Source organism: Nonomuraea sp. SBT364, assembly GCF_001083785.1.
In the GTDB taxonomy this organism is placed as follows: domain Bacteria; phylum Actinomycetota; class Actinomycetes; order Streptosporangiales; family Streptosporangiaceae; genus Nonomuraea.
Window position 1 is genome coordinate 231629 of record NZ_LAVL01000001.1, and the last position, 23810, is coordinate 255438.

The following is a 23810-nucleotide window of genomic DNA, read 5'->3' on the forward strand; positions in this document are numbered from 1 at the left end:
CCGGCTGTCCGAGCGCCGCGCCGAAGCAGTGCGCGGCGTCCTCACCGAGTTGCTCGCAGGGCAGTCCGTGCCGTTGCAGGCCACCGGGCACGGCGAGGCCCGACCGCGGGTGCCCAACATGGTCGGCAACCGCCCCAGCGCCAAGAATCGGGCGCTCAACCGACGCGTCGAGATCGTCTACGATGCGAGCCGATGACCGGGTGGCCCGGCCAGCTACGGCCGCGACTTGACCTGAGGTACACGACCACGACTCTTGACCGGCTCGCCGAGGGGTGCGAGGCGCGGGTTACGTCCGGATACGGGCCATGAGCAGGGCGACGTCGTCCTCGGCCGACGCCCAATGGACACGCGGGCGGCGGAACGGTCATCGGCCGCACCAGGCCCGTGGGCAACTGCCGCCCGATCACGACGAGCCTGTCGTGACGCCGATGGAAGGACGGATCGAATGCCGCGGGGTACTCGGACGAGCGATCAGGGAGTACCACCACGCCGCCTAGCTCGACCGGGTGAAATCCCGAATCAGGGACCACGGGCGGCACCTACTACGTCGGCCAGGACAAGCTGACCGCCGAGCACGGTGTGCGCGTCGTCGAGCTCGTCACGGCGATCTCCACCGCGCGGCCGCCCCGCGCCCCCAAGCAGCGCCCCGCCCTGTTCGCGCTCGCCGCGGCCTACGCCAGCGGTTACGCGCTTACCCGCCGGGCCGCCAAGCGGGCGCTGCCGGAGGTGGCCCGCACCACCGGCCACCTCGCCCAGTTCTTCGGCTACTACAAGAACCTGGGCGGCAGGGTGACCCGGCCGTCGAGCGCAAGCCCTGTCGCAGTCCGAGACCATACGTCCTGCGCGGCCTGCTGCACTGCGGTGCCAGTAACCGCCGGATGGAAGGCTCCTGAAACAACGGCCGCACGCACTACCGGTGCTCATTCCCGCCGAGTACGCCCTGGCCAACAAGATCGAGCATCCGCGTACGGTCTGCGTCCGCGAGGACCGCATCCTCGGCGAGCCGGACACCTGGCTGTTCCAGGTCTCCGCGCCCGACAACCTCCGGCGGACGGTCGAGACCCTGCTGGCGGCGCGTGACAGCGAGGCCGAGCGGGTCGCGATCGAGACGGCCAAGCGGACCGTCGACGACTGCGACCGTCGGATGGCCCGGTACCGGACGACGCTGGACGTGGGCGGAGACCCCGAGGAAATCGGCAGGTGGATGGCCGGGACACGGGCCGAGCGGCTCAAGGCGGAAGCCAGTCTGCGCGCCGTCAACCGCAAGAAAGAGACGACCGAGCAGGAGATCATGGAGCTGATCCCGAGACTGGCCGAGATGACCGACGTCCTCAAGGCAGCGGATCCCGCCGACCGGAACGATCTCTACACGCAGATGGGCCTGCACCTCATCTACGAACCCTCGGAGAGAGTCGTCGTAGTTGAAGCCAGGCCCAGCATGTACCGGAGTACGTGTCCGAGGACTGAGTCACACCGGACGCACATGTCCCTTCAGTATCCCCATTCCCAAACACCACATTCCCGTCGCCTGACGTGCTAAACCTCGACCTATCGTCCCTCGACAACCGCAGGCTTGTTGACCACGTAGGGATCTGGGTGATGTCGTCGGTGACGGGCGTATTTGAGCACTATTGAAGAATTGGACATATCGGTCATTTTTGAGTTATCAAGTAGACGTTGGCCTGCATAGGTTGCAGGACGCAACTGTTGCGAGCAAGTTGCTTCGGCTCGTCGGGTCGGTCGTTGACACGGCCGTGCGCGAAGCGTGTTGCTCTTGTTACGCGTTTGCCAGAGCTTCCCACAGTCGATGCCCTTTAATGACTCCATGCTCGCTGAGGGAACACCTCGTGACAGCTTCGTTAGGGGGTTGTCGGCTGAGGCATCAACTGTCTGGGCCAAGCACGATCGCGATAGTGATGGATGGCTGCCGTTATGGCGTCACATGGCTGATAGCGGTGCGATGGCATGTCAGATGCCGGGGCGGATATATGGTGCTACGTGATCTCCGGGAGCTGAGGATGATCGCTACTAATGCGCGGAAGTCCTCTTATGCTCCCCAGAAAGCCGCTGAAGTCTTGAACCGTATCGCAGGCATGCGGGATGGAGATCATGCGCTGGTATGGAACATCCTGTGAACAAGTTGGGAAACGCCGTACGACGCAAGTACAGCTAAGCCTGGTGGCGGAACTGGCGGAACTGGCGGAATTGGCGGGACTGGCGGGCTGGGATGCTCCATGACTCCCAGCGGTCAGTCGCTAGCGAAAAGCAAAGCTGGCGGGATCGCCAGCCGCTCGGCGCCAACGCCTTCAGCCGTACGTACGACGAAGCGGACATTGAACTGGCACTACGCCGCGACTCCCGCTCCGGCCTGCACGAGCACCGCCACACCCCCGGTTCGCATGGCGTAAAGAGAGCGACATCGCCGCCCAACTGCTGGCCGACGGCCGCATCATCGGGTGGTTCACCCGCGCCAGCGAACTGGGACCAGGCGCCCTCGGGCACTGCTCCATCATGGCCGACCCTCGCATCCCCACCAGCGAAGGAAGCGTTCAACGAAAGGTTCAAGAAGCGGGAGCCATTCCGGCCATTCGCCCCCGCCGTACTCGCCGAGCACGCGATGGACTGCTTCGAACTGGCCGGGCCTTCGCCGTACATACTGGGCCCCAGCCGTACGTGTGGGAAAGATCGGACAGATCCCCGCGGTGGTGCACCGCGAGCTTTGATGCGGTACTCGCTACAGCTGACGCCAAGCCGCCGGCTTGTATGAGATCGCCGTACAGATTGCTGTCCAAATGCTTCCTCTGGCGAGAATATCGACTGATGTAATGGGATGGATCGCTAGGGTGGTCACAAACGAGCGTAGATCCTGGAGCTCGGCACACTAATACGAAAACAGCGGAACCTAATAACGTGCCAGACCCCGACTGGACCTAATACGGGAGGCTGCGAGACTTCCCTTTCTGAAGTACTGTCGTTCGCAAGCTTGTGGCCCCCGTCACAGACCGTCTAGATTAACAGCCAGTGTCATGAGGTCACGAGCTCTCGCGCTTCAGGCCACGCCGACGCACTTCCCCTCCACATCGAAGAGCCCCTTTAGTCGTTCCTGTACCAATCGTCGCCTTCTGTAGACAAACGGCGAGTGAGATACTGGGACATGCGGCGGGCCACCCATTGCCTGCTATCATTTTCATGATCCCAAACAAAAATATCGAAGCGCTTTGGCTGTACAACATAGGCGAACTGGTCCCCACCTCCGTTGTCGGCAAAGAACAATAGCGGCTCGAAGTTCATATAAAGATCAGAAAAATCTGAATTCGTGCGAAAATGGAGATTGTCTTGAAGAATTCTGTCAATGGGCCAAATTATTGCGACTTCGTCCCTATTTAGTACGCCGTTACTCTCGCGGAGCAACTCCTTGAGCTCTTCAGGTATCGGCGAGCCCAGGATCTGCCCGGCACGTGCGAAATCTTCCTCGCTTGCCCCGTCGAACAGTCGCACGTCCGCTCCAAGGCGACTAAGCAACTCACGCCACATGTGCATACTCCTTGCGTTCTGGGCTGAATCCGAGAGGCGCCCATTCGCGATCCTTGCGTTGCGAATGGGCGCCGACGCTTACTTTTATCTGATTCTGGGCGTAAACCAGTGGCCCAGCTTATCATCTACTTCTGTTGCGAAGTCAAGTACTTCTTGCCGTGAAGGGTTCGAATGAGTTTTGTAGAACCCGTTCCAGAGCTTTCGAATGGCGCTGAGGTGAACCTCGGAATTGACCCCTTTGGGTATACCGCGAAGATTTTCAAGCGAGTGGATCTCGTTCGTCGTAAACAGCCCAGGGTATTCCTTCAGTACTTGCTGCTCGATAGCGTGGTGTACCCAGACCTTCCCCTTGGTTCCTGGATTGGCGGCGAAGAACGTATTGTTGTAGTTGACGCTGGTCGCGTTTCCCACCTTCGCGGGCCCTCGCTTGGGAATTCCGCTGCCCATTGGTCCGGGATTCAGGCAGCAACTGCCCGGTCTAAAGGTCGGGAAAACGACTCCGCAGTTGTAGCCTTCAGGACAGATTTCCCAGGCCCAGTCCCATGAGCTCCATCCATCGCGATATTTCTTCGATGTGCGATCCCATGGGCCGCCAGGCTCACACTGTGAGATGTCGTGCGCACACGGATCATTGAAGAGTCCAGAGAAAGGATTAGTGGCGTACGTAAATCCTGACAGCCAACCAGCTATCTTGTCCCCAGTGGTCCCTTCTGGCTGCTTTTTGCAGCCGGTCCTACACGGATTCCCTTGAGGCAGGGTGACATTCTGCGTCTGCTTGCTGAGCGGGCCGTTCTTCGCTACCTCTTCGGAACAGACTCCGTACAGGCAATGGTCAGGTGCATGTCCGTCGAGTTCTACTCCACTGATGGGGTTGCCGCCGGTGAAGGCGTAGCGGTTGGAAGTCCATGGGTCGGTGCCGAGGGAGAGGTCGTTGAGGGCGCCGTTGTAGGTGTCGCGGAGGAGGAAGCGGTTGAGGCCGGGGTTGTAGTCGCGGAACCCCATGTCGTACATGCCGGTGGAGTTGTCCCAGCGCTTGGCGTTGAAGCGGTAGGGGTTGTACTCCTCTTTGGCGGTGGGATCAATCGGATCCGGCTTGTCGACGCCGGTGAAGAGTTTGTCGTCGTTCTTGCCGTAGGCGGTGTAGCCGTAGGTGGCGCGGGTGTCGCCGGTTTCGCTGGTGATCTGTTCGACGTCGGTGTGCGGGTTGTAGCCGTAGTAGGACGACTCTTCGCGGCCTTCGTCTGCGACCTTCACCTGGGAGAGGCGTTCGCCCCAGGGGGAGTATTGGAAGGACTTGGTGAGTTGGCCGGCCACCTCTTCGTCCAGGACCTCAGCGGACAGGCCGAGGTAGGAGTAGGTGGTGGTCTTGGCTTCTGCGGTGCCTTCCTTCTCGGTCTTGGTGGTGGTGCGGTCGAGCGGGTCGTAGGTGTATTTGGTCACCCTCGAGGTGGCGCCGTCGCCGCCGAGCTTCTCGTGTTCGACGACGTGGTCGAAGCCGTCGTAGGTGTATTTCTCCCAGACCTTGCCGCCGCCCTGGACGGTGCGCAGCCGGCCGTAGGGGTCGTAGGTGTAGGTGGAGGTCTGGCCGCCGGTGACGGAGGTCATGAGGCGGTTGCGGTCGTAGGTGAAGGTGGTCTTCTTGCCGAGGACTTCTTCTTCCCAGACGTTGCTGTTGGCGTCGTGGGAGTAGGTCTCGGTTTCCGCGGTGCCGCCGGCGACGGGGGTCTTGACGGTTTTGGCGATGCGGTCGCGGGGGTCGTAGGTGTAGGCGTAGACGTGTTCCAGGTAGGCGCCGGGGGAGTCGGCGTTCTGGATCTTGGCGTGGTCGCGGTTGCGGTGCAGGTTGCCCTGGTAGCCGAGGGTGTGTTCGGCGACGACGGTGGCGTTGGGCTTCTTCTCCAGGCTGTGCCGGAGCAGGCCGGACAGGAAGTAGTCGTAGGTGACGGTGTTGCCGTTGGCCTTGGCCTCCGTCAGGCGTTCGGCACGAGGGGTGTAGGTGTAGCGGGTGGTCTTGGGGTTGGCGTCGGTGGCGGACTTCTTGTTGACGACCTCGTCGACCAGGTCACGGACGTCGTAGCCGTAGGCGGCCAGCGTCTTGTCGTGGGTGCGCCGGGTGACGGCGCTGTTCTCGTTGTAGGCGTAGGTGGTGGTGTTCTTGACGGTGCCGTCGAGCTTTTCGACGATGCGGTCGATCTGGTTGAGGTTGGTGTAGGCGATGTCCCACAGGTCGATCTTGGCGGTGGGGGAGTCGTCGGTGATCCGGGTGAGGTTGGCGTTGGCGTCGTAGGTGTAGGCGAAGTCCTTGGTTTCGGTGTCGGTGTCGCCGCTGTTGTCGCGTACGAGCTTGACGGCGTCGGCCACGACGGTGCCGTTGGCGTCGTCGGTGAGGGTGACGCTGTGGGCCAGGCCGGCGGTGAAGGTGTAGGTGCCGAGGTCGACCCAGGTGCCCGGGTTCTGCGTCTGGTCGACGGTGACCTGTGCCTGGCCGCCCGCGTGCTTGACGGTGTAGGTGGCGTTGGTGGCGGTCGCGCCGGCCGGGTAGGCGGCCTGGACCTGGTAGCTGCCCTCGGCGGGGGTGGTCAGGTTCCAGGTGAAGCTGGAGGCTCCGGTGCCGGCGCGGGCGCTGGCGTAGTCGTAGCCGACGAATCCGGTGGCCGCGCTCGCCTGCGGGCCGGCGATGTTGGAGGACGAGCTGCCGCCGGTGGTGGTGGTCCAGGAGCCGACCGTGGTGACCTGGCCGGTGTCGGAGTTGTCGCCCATCACCACGTCGAGGCCGAGGGGGACGCCGTCGTCGGAGTGGGTCTTGAGTTTGCCGTCGGGGTAGTACGTCCAGTCCAGCGCCCGCTGCGACGAGCCGCCCGCACTGGTGACGGTGCGGTTGGTCTGCAGGCCGAGCTGGTTGTAGTCGTAGGTGGTCTTGATGTCCCACGGGTCGGTGGTGGTCCTGGACCAGCCGTTGTCCCAGTAGGACATGGTGGAGACGTTGCGGACGCTCTGCCCGTGCGAGGGAGGGTGAGAGATCTCCGTCAGCCGCGACACCGCGTCGTAGGTGTAGAGGACCTTGTCGGGGGTGTTGTAGACCGGGTCGTCGGGGTCGTACGGGTAGATCTGCTCGACGGGCCGGTTGAGCTTGTCGTAGGTGGTCTCGTTGACGAAGTCGGCGGGGTCGTCGACGGTCTCCACGCCGCGCGGGGTGATGGTCTTGGTCTGGTTGCCGACCTCGTCGTAGGTGAACCTGGTGGTGACGTACTTGATGACGCCGTCGGTCTCGGCGTGCGGGACGCGGGTCTCGATGACGGCGCCGCGCTCGTCGTAGACGGTGATCGTCTTGTTGTTTTCCTGGTCGGTCTGGCCGACGACGAGCCCGTCGAGGTCGAATTCGACGCTGGTGGTGTGGCCGGCCGCGTCGGTGACCTGGGTGACGCGGTGGTTGCGGTCGGGGCTGTAGATCGCCGTGTGGTCGTCTTCGGGCGTGGTGTTCTTGCGCGGGTCGACGACCTTGACGGTGTTGCCGACGTTGTCGTACGTGTACGTGATCTTGTGCTGGTCGGCGTTGATGACGTCGGTCAGCTGATAGATCGGGTCGTAGACGTAGGTCGTGGTGAACTCGGCCGCGTTCGCGCCGGTCAGGTTGCCCTTGGGCTCGGTCTGCGTCTTGAGGTTGCCGGCCAGGTCCCAGGCGAAGGTGGCCTTGCGGTCCGGGCCGTCGGTGGTGTCCTTGGGCAGGACCGACTCGACGAGCTGGTCGGCGGCGTCGTAGACGGCGATGGAGACGGCGCCGTTCGGGGCGGTCGCCTCGGTGATGTTGTCGTTGGGGTCGTAGACCGGGGCCGGGGTGACGATGAACACCGGCGGGGAGGCGTCCTGGTCCTTGGGGACCTTCGACTCGAGGGGGCGTTTGAAGACGTCGTAGGTCTGCGTAGTGGTCTTGCCGAGGGCGTCGGTGACCGACAGCACGTTGCCGCGCACGTCGTAGACGGTCTTGGTGGTCTTGAGGTAGGCGTCGGTGATCGTCTCGGGGTAGCCGGAGGCGTGGTAGTCGCCGAATGTGGTCGGGTTCTCGTTGGCGTCGGTCGCCTTGATCAGCTGGCCGAGCGGGTCGTACTCATAAGAGGTGGTGTAGTCGCCTTCGGCGGCCGACTTGACGCCGAGCGGGTCGGTGACCGACTTCAGGTTGCCGTTGGCGTCGTAGCCGAACTGCCACCTGCGGCCTTCGGGCGATGTCTTCGCGGTCAGGTCGGCGACGTAGCCGTTGAGGCCGGTCTCATAGGTGAGCACGGTGGGCGGCGTGTCGTTGTGGTTGGCCTCGGCGTCCTTCAACTCCAGCGGGTAGCCGGTCTTCTGGTCGAACGTCCAGGTCGCGTACGCGCCGTTGGCCTCGGTCAGCTTGACCACGTTGTGGTCCGGGTCCCACTCCAGCGCGGTGGTCTCGTTCTTCGCGTTGGTGATCGACTGCGGTCTGCCGTACGCGTCGAGCACGTACGTGGTGGGGTTCTGCAGCGGGTCGGTGACGGTGGCGTGGATGACGCCGCCCTGCGGCCCGTCCGGGTCGACGTAGTCGAAGCGGGTGACGCCGTCGAGCCGGTCGGTGAGGGTCTCGATCTTCCACTTGTCCTTGGGGTCGACCGGCGCCTCGTAGTACTGCAGATCGGTGGCGTTGCCGCGCGGGTCGGTGACCTTGACGAGCTTGACGTTCTTGTTGCCCTGGGTGGCGTCGTAGGTGAACCGGAACGTCTTCGCGCCGTCGTCGCCCGCGCCGTCGACCATCTTGGCCATCAGGCCCTTGTCGGTGTAGGCGAAGGTCACCGTCCGGCCGGCGATGTCGGTGATCGACTCGACGTTGTCGATGATGTGCGGATTGGTCAGCTTGGTGTCGTCGACCTCGGCGCCGTCGTCGGCGATGTAGGTGTAGTCCTGGCCCTTCTTGAAGTACGTCAGCGTCAGCGTCCTTCGGCCGGCCGCGTCGGTAATGTACTGCAGGAACTTGGTCGGCTTGTTGTTGGACTTACGCCGCTCGTAGGTGAACGACATGGTGTTGCCGTTCTTGTCGACGATCGCCGACTGGAAGCCCTCGTCGTCGAAGAAGAACTGGGTGCGATCCGGCTTGGTGAACACCCACTGCCGCAGCGGATCGGCCGAGCCGGTCTTCTGCAGATACAGGTGCACGCCGCGCGGGTGCCGGTAGTCGCAGGTGGCCGGGGTGCAGTCCTTGACGTCGGCGCCGTGCGTGTCGAGCGTCCACACGTGCGTGGTGCCGTCGCCGTCGGTCAGCCGCACCTGCGACGGCCAGGGCTGGCCGGGCGGGTGCCGGTGCAGTTGTGAGCCGAGGCGTTGCAGGGTGGAGGTCTGCAGGCTCCACCCGTAGCCCATGGAGGAGGCGGAGGTGTCCAGCGAGTTGTACGTCATCCTCGCGAAGGTCTGCGCGCCCCGCGACGGGTTGGAGAAGGCGTTGTAACCCCACACCACATTGCCCGCGTACGGGTTGACCAGCGCGGTCGTCCCGGCGCCGGTGTTCTTGCCGGTGTAGGAGTAGAACTTCTCCAGCCCCAGCAGATCGCTGGTGGGGGAGTCCACCCGGATCTGCTGCGGCAACTGCGGCAGATGGTGACTGGCCGACTTCCAGTTGTTGGTGACAGTGTCCTGAAGGTCCCACACGACCGTGGCGGCGTCGGCCAGGTTGCCCGAGGTGAGCACCGGCGCCTTGAGCGGCGCCGTCACGGTGACCGTGTCGCGCGGCTCCAAGTCGATCGGCAGCGCGGCGAACTGCTGGGTGTCGCCGGTGACATCGGTGCCGTCAGGCAGTTTCCAGAAGTAGCCCAGCCGGGTGGTGGCCGCCGGCCAGGTCTCAGTCGTGGTGTTGGTGATGGTCACCTCGACGTTCTGCTGCTCACCGCCGGCCATCCGGGCCGGGGTGGCCGGGGCGTGATAAGTGAGCGTCGGGTCGGAGTAGACCACCGTCAGCCACGGCCGCACCTCCGGCTCGGCCGCCTCCGAGGAGGTGAACGAGGCGCCGTCGCCGCTGGTCGCACAGGCCTTGCTGCCCTCGCGCTCGGCCCGCATCAGCAGGCCGTGGTTACTGGCCGGGTCGCTGATCCACTGCTTGACCAGGTCGCTGAACCCGTCCAGCGTCCACCAGCTGGAGTACTCGTAGTCCCACGGGGCAGGGATGAAGCCTTCGCCGACCGGCGCGGTCTCATAGTCGCCGCCCGCTGTGCTCCACGGGACGCCGGGAGCGGCGTTCGTCCACGACGCGGTCGCTTCGTCGAAGCCGCGGGTGAGCCGGTGGAAGCGGATGGTCGGCTCGCCGCCGCGGTGCGCCACCTGGAAGACACGCACGTCCGCCGACAGGTCCCTGACCCCTGCCGGGATGACGGAGGTGTCGAACTTCAGCAGCGACCGGGTGTTGCCGAACGCGGTGCCGCCGAAGCCCGCCGACAGGTTCGCCCGCTCGCCCAGCTTGTCGTGCCCTGTGCTCGGCCGGCAGCTGCTCAGCGTGGTGTCGATGGTCGCCGGGATCGTCGCCGAGGAGATGCCCGCGTTCGGCAGCCCTACGGTGATCGGGCCGGACGCCGATGTCTGCCCGTCGGCGCGGACGGCGACCACCCGGTAGGTCGGCCGGGTCCGCGGGGTGGCGGAGGTGTCGGTGTAGCTGGTCGCGTCACCCGGCAGCGGCGCTACCAGCGTGGCCGGCGTGGGGGTGAAGGCCGCGTCCGTGCTGCGGTGCACCTGGTACTCGGCCACCTCACCCGGCCCGTCGTACGGCTTCCAGACCAGCTCCGCGCCGGTGGCGTGCACCACCAGCGGCCGCCCCAGCTCCACCGACGGCATCCCGTACGTGAGCGTCAGCTTGGGCATCGGGTTCTCCGGGAAGCCCGAGCCCCAGTCCCCGGCCGCATAAACGGGGCCACCGGCCGCGACCGTCTCGTTGACGGCCTTGACCATGACGCCGTGGTTCGGCACGGTGCCGCTGATCCAGCCACGTGCAAGGTCGGTGATCGTGTAGGCATGCCAGACGTTGACCTGTGCCGGCTGGTAGGTGGCGGTGGCCGCCACCGCGCCCATCGCGGTGTTGATCGAGCTCCACGTGACCGTGGAGGCGTCCCACGCCTGGGTGACCGCCCGGGCCTCCAGCGCCACCGGCGTGTTGTTGCCGACCAGCGCCTGGTCGTAGTAGAGCCCCAGCTCGGCCTTGTCCAGCACCGCTCCCGGCGGGATCGCGGTCGCCACCTGCGGGAACTGGATCAGCCCCCGGTGCACGGCGGTGCCGGACCGGCCGGCGCCGAGCCGCAGGTCGTAGTCGAAGTTCACGCCCGCCGACGTGGACACGATCATCGCGTCGCTGGACGTCTGCGCGTCCGGAGCCACCACCACGGTCGGGTCGATGGTCACCGGCCAGGCCCGCTCGGGCGCCGCCAGCCAGGCCGCGTCCGGTGTGACGGTGACGCTCACCTGGTCGCCCTGCTGGGTCACGCTCTGCGTGACCGCGGCCGAGAAGCGCTTGCCGTACGGCGACGCCGGATCGTCCGCCGCATCGATCATGAACGGCTTGGGAATCGTGAACACCGGCTTCTTGCCCGACGGCGGAAGGAAGTCGATCGACCCGTCAGCCTGGGCCTCGGCCCGCAACCCGCCGGACACGGCAAGGGTGAAGCCGTACGACGGGCTGCCCGCCGGGGCCCGAGCCAGGACGATGTTCTCCTTCACCCCCGTCTCGGTGACCTCGTAGACCAGGTCCGCGCCCTCACCCAGCGCACCCCGGTAGGTGACCGTGGAGCCGTCCACCTCCGGCGCCACCTCGCGCGCGGGACCGGCCACGCCGAGCGTGAGCTGCCGTTCGCCCAGCCTCAGCCGCATCAGCCGGTCCGAGCCGGCGCCGAACCGGGTGGAGAACCCGGTCCTGTCGTTGCCGTGCGTGAACCCGTCCTGCGAAACCTGCTCCACCCGGGTGTCGACCGGATGCCAGCCGCCGTCGCCGTCGCGGTAGTGCGCCGGAGCGGCCGACACCTCGGCCTGCAGCCGCCCGTCCTCCAGCTCGTAGACCTTGGCGAAACGCGACCGCTTACCGGTCAGCTCCTTGACCCGCTTGCCCGGCGGCTTCGGCGCCGCCTGCCGCGGAACCGCCGCGCCGTCGCGGCCCGGCAGGACGACCTTGCCGGTGGCCGGGCGCATGTCACCCTTCGGCTCCTCGGCGAACCAACCCGCCACCGTGCCACCCAGCCAGGAGGCGAACCGGCTGACCGCCCCCGGCTCCGCCGACGACGACGCGTACGTCTGAGCCGCGGCCGGAGGCGGCGGCGCCAGCGACGCCAGCAGGACGAACGCGACCGCCGCGGCGACCACGCGCCGTAACCGGCCACGACGCCGCCGGCGCGGCCATAGGGAATCGGGACTCTGATCGGACGATTGCGACATGAGCGCACTCCACTCCCGCACGACCACCCCGAGGAGGCCGTGCATAAAGAGGATCTAAAAGATCCGTAGAGCAAAAGCACCCGAATCACGCCACAAAATGACACAACTGGTCAATGATCACTCAAGGTGACAAACCGATTTATGCGAACACCCGACCGATAACCTTCGCTGGAGCGCTCTCAAGTGCGGAGATCCTCTTGACCGGACGTGCTGCAGCCGACCCATGGGCAAGGTGACTGTGTGTAAACAAGCCTGGTCGCGATCGACTGGCCTTCATCGCATCGAAGGCGGACTCCCAGCAAACTCACAGCGAACCGACAGTCCGCAGGAAGACCTTGAATACCTCGTACGACCTGTGAAAACCGCCGTTGGCGCCGTTAGCGGAACGCGAGCACATCCTCAAGGGCGGTTCCCGCGCTCCTCCCTATCCGGCCCCCGCGCCGACAACACCATGTGACCGCGCCGCCCGACAAACCACGTCAACCGTCTTGACGTCACCCCACATCGCATGTCTAGATCAATTCGGCTTCTCTGCAGATCCCTGGAGGTCGAACTTGGCGCCGACCCAGCACATGCCCTCGTGACCACTCCGCCGCCACCTGACAACCACTCCAGACGCAAATCCCGGACCCTCAACACTGCCGCGATCCTGGCCGCTCTCATCCATCTGGCCCTCGCGGCCACCCTGCTCGGCATCCCAGGCAGCAGCACCACCCTGGACTCGCTCGACTTACCCCACGACAACACCGTCACCGCGCCACCGGTAGCCATGGCGCGGGATCGCCTCAAAGCCACACCCACGATCGGAGCCGCTCCCGTCGCCAACACGACACTCCCGCACACACCAAGGACCGTCCAGCCGACCATCAAACCCACCACGCCCAAGACATCCCGACGCACACACGCCCCATCTCCAACACGAACGCCGCAACCCGCGCACACGTCGCCCCCCACATACACCCAACCGGCCAAAGCGGACTCCCAACAACCGGCGAAGACCCCCGCCGCAACGCCACGCCACACCCAATCGCCTGCCGCCCCTGAAACTGTCCCGCAGCCCAGCACCAAGAACACGCCCCCCGGTCAAACCCGGGAACGCTCCGGCAAAACCCCTCCCGGCCAGGCAAAAGAGCCACACGGCCAAGCTGCCGAAAAGACGCACGAACCCAAGCGCGAACCACCGGCAACCGACCCGGACCATCCAAGCCAGCAAAACGGCAATCCGAACGCAGGCAAGCACGCCAACGCCAGCGAACCGACGCAATCAAGTGACGTCGGCTCCTGAAGGCGGCGGTTCAGAAGGCGGTCCGAGCAGTCACCGCGACAGGGCTTCGTCCTGGCCCGGACGCCTTGTGCGTTCTTGCGCTTATGCGGCGCCACGGCCCATTCCCTTGGCAACCAGGACGAGAACCGAGCCTTTTCCTCGACGCCTCCAACGCGCTGCTCATCCGACCAGGGGTGGCCAGCTGATCTCCGCGCGGGTGTGCGTGCTTTACGCGGGGTGAATCGGCCCTGGCGACCATGTACCGGACGGCCTGCTCACCCGCGCATCGGGCCGCTTCACACAGGCGGGGGCGGACGCTCGGCAGCCCGGCGTCCACACGGTGGATGGCGCGGAGGTAGCCCGCCATGATCGCGATGTCCACGTCGATGGGGTCGCCGCAGGACAGGTTGCGGGTCAGCGATAGGGCGATCGTGCGGAGCGCGGGGATCGCCATCCCGACGGCCGCGACTGTCCAGGCGGACCTGGACTGGCGAGCGCGGGCCACCAGCTCCCGCCAGACGGCGTCGCGGGCCTCGTCACTGACGTGCCGGCTGCTGAGCAGCGCCCTCAGCTCGCGCAGGCCGACCGAGCCTCGGGGCAGTTCCGGGCTGATCCTGGCGCAGTCCGGGACAGCCCGCCGGGGCTTGTGGTCAGCAGCCGGAACGAGGTCTCCGCAGTGTCCAAAGGCGATTCGGGAAGGCGATGCGCGGCCATGTCGTACTCCGGTCGAGAAGGTCCGTGGTGGTCTCGGAACCGGTCTACGCACCGCCTCAGAAACGGCTCAGAAGCCCATGAGGTGACCGTTCGGGAGTTTGTCAGGGCCTCAGATCAGTGGCATCTGAGCGGCGGCTTCTGAGTGGACTCTGAGCCTGCTGCTTGCCTGGTCACACGCCATCAGCGCCGCATCCGCGGCTCCTGTGGCGTACATCCGGAGACGTGTCCCGACGCAACCATGGAGAACTGCAATGAGATCCAGAAGACCGTCCACGACGGCAGCCTGAACAACCCGGAACGGCGGTTGGCGATTTCGCCGGTCACCATCCAGACCGCGCGGGCGTTCGTCGCCTGGACCCACCGCTATCTCGCTCCGCCGGCTGAGGCCGAGTTCGTCATCGGCGTGCAGTCCGGCCGGGGAGCCCTCGTCGGAGTCGTGTTCGTCGACCAGTCCCACGACGACCGCACCGCAGAGATCACCTGCTTGTCCACCGACGGCACGCCCAACGCCTGCTCGGCCTTGCACGGCGCCGCCTGGCGGGCCAGCCGGTCGAGGGGCTACCAGCGGTTGATCGCCTGCACCCTTGCGGACGAGCCGGGAACGAGTTTCAGCGCCGCCGGGTACCAGCGCGTCACCTCCTACGGCCTGTGGCAGATCACGGCCCGACGGGGGTGCGCATGAGCACCATGCGGGAGCCGTACTGGAGCGACGGACATGCGGCGATCTACCAGGGAGACGCCCGCGAGGTGTTGGCCGAGATGGGCGACGGCTCGGTGAACTGCATCGTCACCAGTCCGCCCTACTGGGGTCTGCGGCACTACTGCGAGGGCCAATACGGCCAAGAGCCCACGCCGGAGGAGTACGTGGACACCCTCCGGGCCACCTTTGCCGAGGCCCGCCGGGTACTCGCCGACGACGGCACGTGCTGGCTGAACCTGGGCGACTGCTACGCCGCCAACTCCGATGGGTGGGCACGCGGCAGGGCGTACAACGCCCGGCAACCGGAAGTACGGCCCAAGGCCCGGCTGGCCGTCCCGCCCAAGAATGTGCTGGGGATGCCGTGGCGGGTGGCCTTCTCCTTGCAAGAGGACGGCTGGATCCTGCGCAACGCCGTCGTGTGGCACAAGCCCAACGCGATGCCGCAGTCGGTCCGTGATCGGTTGTCCAACCGGTACGAGCTGATCTTCCTGCTGGTCAAGCAACGGACCTACTGGTTTGACCTGGACCCGATCCGCCAGCCCTACACCGGCGACCGTTCGATCACCCGGCGCGCCCGATCCGGTGGCAACAAGCAGAACAGCATCAAGACGCCATGGCCGCCACCCGGCAAATACAGCAGAGCCAGCGAGGACTGTGCCGGTGAGCGGCACGGAACGGCAATGCGCCCCACCGGACAGCGGCACGCCACGACCCACCCCAACCGCAAGAACCTCGGGGACGTCTGGCAGATCTCCGCGCGGCCGCTTCGGGCAGCGCACTTCGCAGCTTTCCCGATCGACATCCCGCTCCGGGCGATCGCGGCCGGTTGCCGCCCGGGTGGCACCGTCCTGGATCCGTTCGCCGGGAGCGGCACGGTCGGCATTGCCGCCCGGCAGCTGGGCCGGAAGTTCGCCGGCATCGACCTCAACCCCGACTACTGCGAGCTCGCCCGTACCCGGCTGCTCGCGGAAGCCGGAGGCGAGGGTGACTGAACAGCCACAAAGGGCCTGCTCAGGGCCTCCCGAACCAGGTTCACCGGCGTACCCTGCAGGACCGCTGGATCGGGAAAGGCGGCCGACCGGAATACAGGTGAGGCTGCCTGCCGAAGATCCACCGCTGTCCCCTGCGGCAGCACGTGTGCTTCTCCGGATCCTCCTCAAGAGCCATGCCGAGCTGGCCAAGAGTCAGCGGGAAGAGAGGAATGCTGAATGATTCCGTTCGCCTTCTGGGGCCGGGTGACCACCGAGGACAACCAGGATCCCGCCTCATCGCGAAACTGGCAGATATCGCGCTCACGAGCGCTGATCGAGCCACGCGGCGGTGTCATCGTCGCGGAGTTCTTCGACATCGACAAGTCGCGGTCGATCCCACCGCAGCGCAGGCCACAGGCCGCGATTCTGCTCGACGAGCTGCGTAACCCGAATCGGGGGTTCGACGCCGTCGTGGTCGGTGAGCCCCAGCGAGCCTTCTACGGCAACCAGTTCGGCAACACCTTCGAGCTGTTCAACCACAATGGAGTGCCCCTGTGGGCGCCCGAGGTCGGCGGGCCGATCGACCCGGCCAACGAGGCACACGAGCTGATCATGCTGATGTTCGGCGGGATCAGTAAGGGTGAGCGCAACAGGATCAAGATGCGCGTCCGCACGACCATGGAGGCGCAGGCCAAGATCGAAGGGCGTTTCCTCGGCGGCCGTCCGCCGTACGGTTATCGCCTCGCCGACGTCGGACCACATCCCAACCCGAGCAAGGCCGCCGACGGCAAGCGGCTTCGAAAACTGGAACCCGACCCGGTCACCGCTCCCATCGTGGCCCGAATCTTCTGGGAGTTCCTCCACGGCCAGGGGCTCTACCTGATCGCCGAAGGACTCACCCGGGAGAACGTCCCCTGCCCCTCCGCCTATGACCGGGCGAGAAACCGTCACCGCAGCGGGCTCGCCTGGTCGAAGTCGGCTATCCAGGCCATCCTGCTCAACCCTCGCTACACCGGCCGCCAGGTGTGGAACAAGCAGCGCAAGCAGGAGGAGCTCCTGGATGTCCAGGACGTCACCCAGGGCCACATCACCAAGCTCGGAGAAGACCGCGCACGAGCCGCTCGCGGACACCGAGACGTTCGAGCGTGTCCAGAAGCTCCTGTCGGGGAAGGGCCGCCCGGCCGCCGAGCGCAAGCCCTGTCGCAGTCCGAGACCATACGTCCTGCGCGGCCTGCTGCACTGCGGTGCCAGTAACCGCCGGATGGAAGGCTCCTGAAACAACGGCCGCACGCACTACCGGTGCTCATTCCCGCCGAGTACGCCCTGGCCAACAAGATCGAGCATCCGCGTACGGTCTGCGTCCGCGAGGACCGCATCCTCGGTGAGCTGGACACCTGGCTGTTCCAGGTCTTCGCGCCCGACAACCTCCGGCGGACGGTCGAGACCCTGCTGGCGGCACGAGAGAGCGAGGCCGAGCGGGTCGCGATCGAGACGGCCCAGCGGGCCGTCGACGACTGCGACCGTCGGATGGCCCGGTACCGGACGACGCTGGACGTGGGCGGAGACCCCGAGGAAATCGGCAGGTGGATGGCCGGGACACGGGCCGAGCGGCTCAAGGCGGAAGCTAGTCTGCGCGCCGTCAACCGCAAGAAAGAGACGACCGAGCAGGAGATCATGGAGCTGATCCCGAGACTGGCCGAGATGACCGACGTCCTCAAGGCAGCGGATCCCGCCGACCGGAACGATCTCTACACGCAGATGGGCCTGCACCTCATCTACGAACCCTCGGAGAGAGTCGTCGTAGGTGAAGCCAGGCCCAGCATGTACCGGAGTACGTGTCCGAGGGGGGACTTGAACCCCCATGCCCCGCAAAGGGCACTAGCACCTCAAGCTAGCGCGTCTGCCTATTCCGCCACCCGGACTTGGTGCCTGCACGTGAGACCGTCATCTCGCGTCGGCTCCGTAAGGTTAGCAAACTCTGGGGAGTGCGTCATACCGCTTAACCGGGCGGGCGTGGCGACCTCCATTTCTTGGCCTTGGCAAGCGCATGTCGTGGCGCGTCGCGGCAGGTGTGAGGCGGTTCGGGAGGGTTTGGGCGCCACGAGCTTGACCAGTTGCTGGGTCTCTTGTGAAAAGCCCTTGCGGCAACCGTGGGTGCTGCTACGGTTACGGACCGTTGAGGGGTGAGTCCGTGGACCGGCTTCACCTGACGGTGGGGCCGGTCCTGGAAACCGAGGAGGTCACGTGGCACGCACGGCGCGGCAGGCGAGGGCGATGTCCCTCGATGCGCGGCGCGTGCCCGTGATGGTCTCAACAGAGGATCCGATCACCCGCAGGGCTGACCGGATGGCGCGGTTCGCGGCCGGCGCCCGTCGGGTAGTCGTGCGAGCGGTCGCGGTCGGCAGTGTGCTGGCCGCGGGTTGGCTGCTCGCACTTCTGTTCGGGATGCTCTTCTCCGCTCCGGCTGCCGCGGATTCCACCGCGGCGACAGGAGCCGGCACACCCCCACATGCCACCGGGTCCATCACGGACGGTTTCCCCCCGGTAGGCGCGGCCCCGGTGTTCGACAACGCCGGGGCGATGGCCGGGCTGAAGGTCGACGGGCTCACCAGCCAGTCGGATCCCGGCCTCCCGCCATCCTCCACCGCCGACAACATCCTGGACACCGATGGCTTGGTGCCCAACGGCAGTGGCAACGGCCCCTTCGGGTCCAACATGGGGGACGTCGCGAGGTCCGTCTTCGACCCGCGGCTCGAGGTCATGCACGTCGCTCTTCCGTACGTGCTGCCCCCTGTCGTCCGCACAGCGGCGGACGACCCTTCTTTCTCTCCTGACTGAGTCCCCGCCACAGGGTTCCGGCTCCCCGATGCCGGTGGCGGAGCGCGGCTCAAATCCCTCCGCCGTCGGGTGACACGTCAGTCTCTGGTTCGCGAATTCCCCGAGGTCTCCGCTGTGCGCGGCGCCCTGCGCTTCCGCAGGCCCCGCACGGGTCTCGGCTGGGCGCGAGCTGTCAGGTAATCCCCCAAGAAATCAGTAGGAGCATCCATTATGCGTACGTGGGCGAAGGCTTCGGCTCCAGCGGCTCTGCTCGCGGTAGCGGTCATGTCATTCGGCGGCGGCACCGCGCTCGCCGACACCGACGGCGACTCCTCCCTCGGCGGCGGCAACCAGGTCAACCTGCCCATCTCGCTGCCGATCGACATCAGCGGCAACTCGGTCGCGGCGGCCGGCGAGTCCAGCGCCAACTCCAAGGGGGGCGCGTCGGTGGTCAACACCGGCAAGGGCGGCATCCCCAACAAGACCTCCGGCGAATCCAGCGTCCTGGGCGGCAACCAGGTCAACGCGCCGATCAGCGCCCCGATCAACGCCTGCGGCAACGCGGTCTCGCTGTTCGGCAGCTCCGACGCCGGGTGCACCGGCGGCTCGACGGTCAAGACCTCGGGCAAGGGCGGTGCCGGCGGCAACCGCACCTCGGGCGACCACAGCCTGATCGGCGGCAACCAGGTCACCGCGCCGATCTCGGCCCCGATCAACGCGTGCGGCAACGCGCTGGCCATCTTCGGTGACGCCACGGCGGGCTGCAAGGGTGGCGCCTCGGTGCACAACACCGGCACGGGCGTCGGGGGCAACACCACGTCGGGTCGCGCCTCGGCGCTCGGCGGCAACCAGGTGATCGCGCCGATCAGCGGCCCGATCAACATCTGCGGCAACTCGGTGGCCGCGTTCGGCGAGGCGTTCGCGGGCTGCAAGGGCGGCTCGTCCGTCACCAACGGCGGCGGGCACGGGCACCACTACCACAGCTCGCGGCACCCGGGCTCGACCGGCAACGACACCGACGGGCGCTACGGCGCGGGCAGCGGCAACCAGGTCATCGCCCCGATCAGCCTGCCCGTCACCGCCTGCGGCAACGCGGTCGGCAACGCGCCGGCTGGGTGCGAGGGCGGCTCGTCGGTGCGCAACACCGCGGCCGGCTCAGGGGCGGGCGGCAACCGGACGTCCGGCAGGTCCGGCGTGCTCAGCGGCAACCAGGTGGTCGCCCCGGTCACGGCACCGGTCAACGTCTGCGGCAACGCGGTGGCGGTGTTCGGTGAGGCGTTCGCCGGGTGCAAGGGCGGCGTCTCGGTGAAGAACGGCGGCAAGGGCGCCGGCGGCAACGTCACCTCCGGGCGTTCCGGGGTCGGCTCGGGCAACCAGGTCGTGGCTCCCATCACGGCCCCGATCAACGCCTGCGGCAACGCGGTCGCGGCGCTCGGCCTGGCGGAGGCCCACTGCAAGGGCGGCGCGCACGTCTATCCCCACAACGGCGTGGGCGGCGGCGGCAACGTCACCTCCGGCAGGTCCGGCGTGCTGGCCGGCAACCAGGTGATCGCGCCGATCACCGCCCCGGTCAACGTCTGCGGCAACGCCGTGGCCGTCCTGGGTGACGCCGCCGCCGGGTGCCTCGGCGGGGCCAACGTCGGCACGCCGCCGCACGACGGCGGCTACGGCCACTACATGCGCCACAGCGGCAAGGTCCGCAACGCGCAGGCGAGCGGCCTGCTGCCCGCGCTCCCGGCGGTGCCCGCGCTGAGCGGTCTGCAGGACGTCGGCAGCGTCGCCCAGCAGATGAGCGGCTCCGGCCTGCCTCCGCTGCCCGTCGTCGGCGACGTCACCGGCCAGCTCGGCCTGCCCGAGGTCCCGGGCCTGCCCGGCGTGCCCGCCCAGCCCGCCACCCCGGCGCAGCACGGCAAGAAGCCGGCGGTGCAGGGCAAGCAGCGCACCTCCGCCGCGACCGGCCCCGTGTCGGCGCTGGAGCCGGCGACCGCGCTGGTCGCCTCCACCCCGGTCGGCGGCGCCGTGAGCTCCGCGACCGGCGGCCTGCCCACCGGTGACCTGGGCCTGATGAGCGCCGCGCAGCCGGCCGGCGTCACCGGGATGTCCACCGGCTCGCTGTTCGCGCTGGTGCTGGGCGCCATGTGCGCCGCCTCGGCGACCCTGTTCGCCACCACCCGCCGCTTCCGCCTCGGCCGGAAGTAGCCGCACACGGCCACTGCCCGCAGCCGGCGGGTAGTGCGCGATAGACGCTTTGCCCGTTCCGGGGGCGCGGCCCGGGGCGGGCAAAGCCTTTGTCATAGTGTGCTGCGGACACGCACGATCTTCCGGCGCAGCCGTACGCGGCGGCTCCCGTCGGGATACAACCGCACCCGCGCGAGCTCCCACTGGCCGTACTCCGCGTGTTCGGTCAGCAGCTGACGTGCGGCTTCGCGGGACAGGTCGCGCGGAATGAAGATATCCATGTAGGAGTAGTCGAGCACAACGATTAGTCTCCAGGGTGAGTCAGGGCGCCATGCGTCTCGATGGGCCCTTATTCTGCGTGCTTGTGGGTGGACCCGGAAGCTAGTGGGTAGCCCCGGGGGAAGGAAAAATCCGCGAGTCGGGTTACCTTTCAGATCTGTGCCGGCTCCCGGCAGGGGGAATTGCGAGCGAACAGCGAGGTAGGAAGCAGCGTGCCAGCCAACAACGGCAGCGCCGGCGGAACACGCCTGGTGATCGTGGAGTCGCCCGCCAAGGCGAAGAAGATCGGCGAATTCCTCGGCGCCGGCTACATCGTCGAGTCCAGCATCGGTCATATCCGCGATCTGCCGGAGCGGGCCGACGACATCCCCGAGAAGTTCAAGGGGGAGGCGTGGGCACGCCTGGGCGTCAACGTGGAGCACGACTTCGAGCCGCTGTACGTGGTCAACGCGGACAAGCGTTCGCAGGTCAGCAAGCTCAAGCAGCTGCTCAAGGACGCCGACGAACTTTACCTGGCCACTGACGAGGACCGCGAGGGCGAGGCCATCGCCTGGCACCTCCAGGAGGTGCTCAAGCCGCGGGTGCCGGTGCACCGCATGGTCTTCCACGAGATCACCATGCAGGCCATCCGCAACGCCGTGGCCAACCCGCGCGACCTCAACCTGCGCCTGGTCGACGCCCAGGAGACCCGCCGCATCCTCGACCGCCTCTACGGCTACGAGGTCAGCCCGGTCCTGTGGAAGAAGGTCAAGCCCCGGCTGTCCGCGGGCCGCGTCCAGTCGGTGGCGACGAGGCTGGTGGTGGAGCGCGAGCGTGACCGGATGGCGTTCACCGCCGCCCACTACTGGGACCTGCAGGCGCTGTTCGACACCGGCAGGGCCGAGGAGCGGCCGCGCGACTTCACCGCCACGCTGAGCGGCGTCGACGGCAAGCGGGTCGCCCAGGGCCGCGACTTCGCCAGCACCGGCCTGCTCAAGAACAACGACGTGCTGCACCTGACCGAGGCCGCCGCGGGCGAGCTGGCGGGCCGGCTGCGCGATTCGTCGTTCGCCGTCAAGTCCGTCGAGCGCAAGCCCTACACCCGCAAGCCGTACGCGCCGTTCCGGACGACCACTTTGCAGCAGGAGGCCAGCCGCAAGCTGGGCTTCTCCACCAAGTACACGATGCAGGTGGCGCAGCGCCTCTACGAAGAGGGCTACATCACCTACATGCGTACCGACAGCACCACGCTGTCGGAGACCGCCGTCGCCGCCGCCCGTTCGCAGGCCATCAAGCTGTACGGCGAGGCGTACGTCCCGGACAAGCCACGCGTTTACACCGGCAAGGTGAAGAACGCGCAGGAGGCGCACGAGGCGATCCGGCCGTCCGGCGAGCAGTTCCGCACGCCCGGCGAGACCGGGCTGAGCGGCGACAAGTTCCGGCTGTACGAGCTCATCTGGCAGCGCACGGTGTCGTCGCAGATGAAGGACGCCGTCGGCGAGTCGGTCACGGTCAAGGTGGCCGGCCGGTCGTCGGCCGGCGAGGACGTCGAGTTCAGCGCCTCCGGCCGGACGATCACGTTCTACGGCTTCCTCAAGGCGTACGTGGAGGGCCACGACGACCCGTCGACCGACCGCGACGACTCCGAGAAGCGGCTGCCCAACCTGGCCGAGGGCGACGCGCTGAGCGCGACCCGGCTGGACGTGGCGGGTCACTCGACCAAGCCGCCGGCCCGCTACACCGAGGCGTCGCTGGTCAAGGAGCTGGAGGATCGCGAGATCGGCCGCCCGTCGACGTACGCGTCGATCATCGGCACGATCCTGGACCGCGGCTACGTGTTCAAGAAGGGCACCGCGCTGGTGCCCTCCTTCCTCGCGTTCGCCGTGGTCAACCTGCTGGAGCAGCATTTCGGCAACCTGGTCGACTACGACTTCACCGCCGACATGGAGAAGGTGCTCGACGACATCGCCAACGACCGGGCGGAGCGGGTGCCGGAGCTGCAGCGCTTCTACTTCGGCGCCGACGGCGACGAGGGCCTGAAGGAGATGGTCACCGACCTGGGCGACATCGACGCCAAGGAGATCAGCTCGTTCCCGATCCGGGGCACCGACATCGTCATCCGCGTCGGCCGCTACGGCCCGTACCTGGATCGCGACGGCGCCCGGGTCAACGTGCCCGAGGACATGACCCCCGACGAGCTGACCGCCGAGAAGGCCGAGGAGCTGTTCTCGCGCCCGACCGGCGCCCGCGAGCTGGGCCGTGACCCGGTGACGGGGCACCAGATCGTGGCCAAGGACGGCCGGTTCGGTCCGTACGTGACCGAGATCCTGCCGGAGGAGGCGCCGCCCGCCGAGGGCGCGCCGAAGAAGCGGACGAAGAAGGCGGACGCCCCCAAGCCGCGCACCAGCTCGCTGTTCAAGACGATGTCGCTCGACACGATCACGCTCGACGACGCGCTGCGGCTGCTGACGATCCCGCGTGAGGTGGGCGAGCTCGACGGTGAGCCGGTGGTCGCGCACAACGGGAAGTTCGGCCCGTACCTGAAGAAGGGCACCGACTCGCGCTCGCTCGGGTCCGAGGAGGACCTGCTGACGGTCACGATCGAGCAGGCCAAGCAGCTGTTCGCGCAGCCGAAGCAGCGGGGCAGGGGCCGGGCGGCGGCGGCGCCGCCGCTGCGCGAGCTGGGTGACGACCCCAACTCCAAGAAGCCGGTCGTGGTCAAGGAGGGCCGTTTCGGGCCGTACGTGACCGACGGCGAGACCAACGCCTCGCTCCGCAAGGGCGACACGGTGGAGGAGATCACCATCGAGCGGGCGGCGGAGCTGCTGGCCGAGCGGCGTGACAGGGCGCCCGCGCCGAAGAAGACGACCAAGAAGGCGCCGGCCAAGAAGGCGCCCGCGAAGAAGCCCGCCGCCAAGTCCTGAGAGCCCTCTCAGCGGCCGTACGCGGGCCCGAACGGGCG

12 protein-coding genes, 1 tRNA gene and 3 pseudogenes are annotated in these 23810 nt (G+C 67.0%); 11 read left to right on the top strand and 5 right to left on the bottom strand.

What is annotated here, in order from left to right; all coding sequences use genetic code 11:
- The 5 genes and pseudogenes from ADY59_RS50980 to ADY59_RS53860 form a co-directional block, all read left to right on the top strand.
- A pseudogene (locus tag ADY59_RS50980) lies at positions 1–196 on the top strand (OmpA family protein); the annotation flags it as partial.
- Between the two features lie 720 nt (positions 197–916).
- A complete protein-coding gene (locus ADY59_RS50985; RefSeq protein ID WP_049556520.1) occupies positions 917–1540 on the top strand; it encodes a hypothetical protein in 624 nt (207 codons plus the stop codon).
- 285 nt (positions 1541–1825) lie between these two features.
- Positions 1826–2002 carry an HD domain-containing protein gene (locus ADY59_RS53665; RefSeq protein ID WP_331459457.1) on the top strand — a complete coding sequence of 59 codons (177 nt, stop codon included), beginning with the start codon at positions 1826–1828 and terminating at the stop codon, positions 2000–2002.
- A gap of 431 nt (positions 2003–2433) precedes the next feature.
- Positions 2434–2520 (top strand): annotated as a pseudogene (locus ADY59_RS53855) (carbamoyltransferase C-terminal domain-containing protein); the annotation flags it as partial.
- 25 nt (positions 2521–2545) lie between these two features.
- Positions 2546–2767: pseudogene (locus tag ADY59_RS53860) on the top strand (carbamoyltransferase C-terminal domain-containing protein); the annotation flags it as partial.
- A gap of 326 nt (positions 2768–3093) precedes the next feature.
- On the opposite strand, the gene ADY59_RS48225 reads toward ADY59_RS53860, so the two are convergent.
- Together ADY59_RS48225 and ADY59_RS01165 are read right to left on the bottom strand one after the other, a co-directional pair.
- Positions 3094–3534: an SMI1/KNR4 family protein gene (locus ADY59_RS48225; RefSeq protein WP_082309766.1), complete on the bottom strand. Its 441-nt coding sequence runs from the start codon at positions 3532–3534 to the stop codon at positions 3094–3096.
- Positions 3535–3618: 84 nt separating this feature from the next.
- Positions 3619–11874, bottom strand: coding sequence for a DNRLRE domain-containing protein (locus ADY59_RS01165; RefSeq protein WP_053174347.1), 8256 nt, complete (start codon positions 11872–11874; stop codon positions 3619–3621).
- Between the two features lie 2288 nt (positions 11875–14162).
- On the opposite strand from ADY59_RS01165, the gene ADY59_RS01170 reads away from it, so the two are divergent.
- From ADY59_RS01170 to ADY59_RS50990, 3 genes are all read left to right on the top strand, one after another.
- Complete coding sequence (locus tag ADY59_RS01170) at positions 14163–14606, top strand: XF1762 family protein (protein ID WP_049556521.1); 444 nt, start codon at positions 14163–14165, stop codon at positions 14604–14606.
- Entirely contained in the window at positions 14603–15616 is a 1014-nt protein-coding gene (locus ADY59_RS01175; RefSeq protein ID WP_231618479.1) for a DNA-methyltransferase, read from the top strand. Before ADY59_RS01170 ends, ADY59_RS01175 begins: the two co-directional genes overlap by 4 nt.
- A 216-nt stretch (positions 15617–15832) precedes the next feature.
- Entirely contained in the window at positions 15833–16849 is a 1017-nt protein-coding gene (locus ADY59_RS50990) for a recombinase family protein (RefSeq protein WP_049556525.1), read from the top strand.
- Between the two features lie 39 nt (positions 16850–16888).
- Here ADY59_RS50990 and ADY59_RS50995 read toward each other — a convergent pair whose 3' ends face one another.
- Together ADY59_RS50995 and ADY59_RS01190 are read right to left on the bottom strand one after the other, a co-directional pair.
- Complete coding sequence (locus tag ADY59_RS50995) at positions 16889–17365, bottom strand: hypothetical protein (RefSeq protein WP_049556527.1); 477 nt, start codon at positions 17363–17365, stop codon at positions 16889–16891.
- Positions 17366–17431: 66 nt separating this feature from the next.
- Positions 17432–17517: transfer RNA gene (locus tag ADY59_RS01190), tRNA-Leu, on the bottom strand.
- 322 nt (positions 17518–17839) lie between these two features.
- Between ADY59_RS01190 and ADY59_RS01195 the strand changes: the two genes are divergently transcribed.
- Positions 17840–18433 (top strand): hypothetical protein, encoded by a 594-nt coding sequence (locus ADY59_RS01195; RefSeq protein ID WP_231618480.1) that lies wholly within the window; start codon positions 17840–17842, stop codon positions 18431–18433.
- Between the two features lie 264 nt (positions 18434–18697).
- On the top strand, positions 18698–20611 hold the full coding sequence (locus ADY59_RS01200) for a chaplin family protein (protein WP_049556529.1): 1914 nt from the start codon (positions 18698–18700) through the stop codon (positions 20609–20611).
- A gap of 92 nt (positions 20612–20703) precedes the next feature.
- On the opposite strand, the gene ADY59_RS01205 is transcribed toward ADY59_RS01200, so the two are convergent.
- Positions 20704–20889: a DUF5703 family protein gene (locus tag ADY59_RS01205; RefSeq protein WP_049556531.1), complete on the bottom strand. Its 186-nt coding sequence runs from the start codon at positions 20887–20889 to the stop codon at positions 20704–20706.
- Positions 20890–21081: 192 nt separating this feature from the next.
- Here ADY59_RS01205 and topA point away from each other — a divergent pair, with 192 nt between their 5' ends.
- Complete coding sequence (gene topA, locus ADY59_RS01210) at positions 21082–23772, top strand: type I DNA topoisomerase (RefSeq protein WP_082309755.1); 2691 nt, start codon at positions 21082–21084, stop codon at positions 23770–23772.
- The last annotated feature ends 38 nt before the right edge of the window (positions 23773–23810 follow it).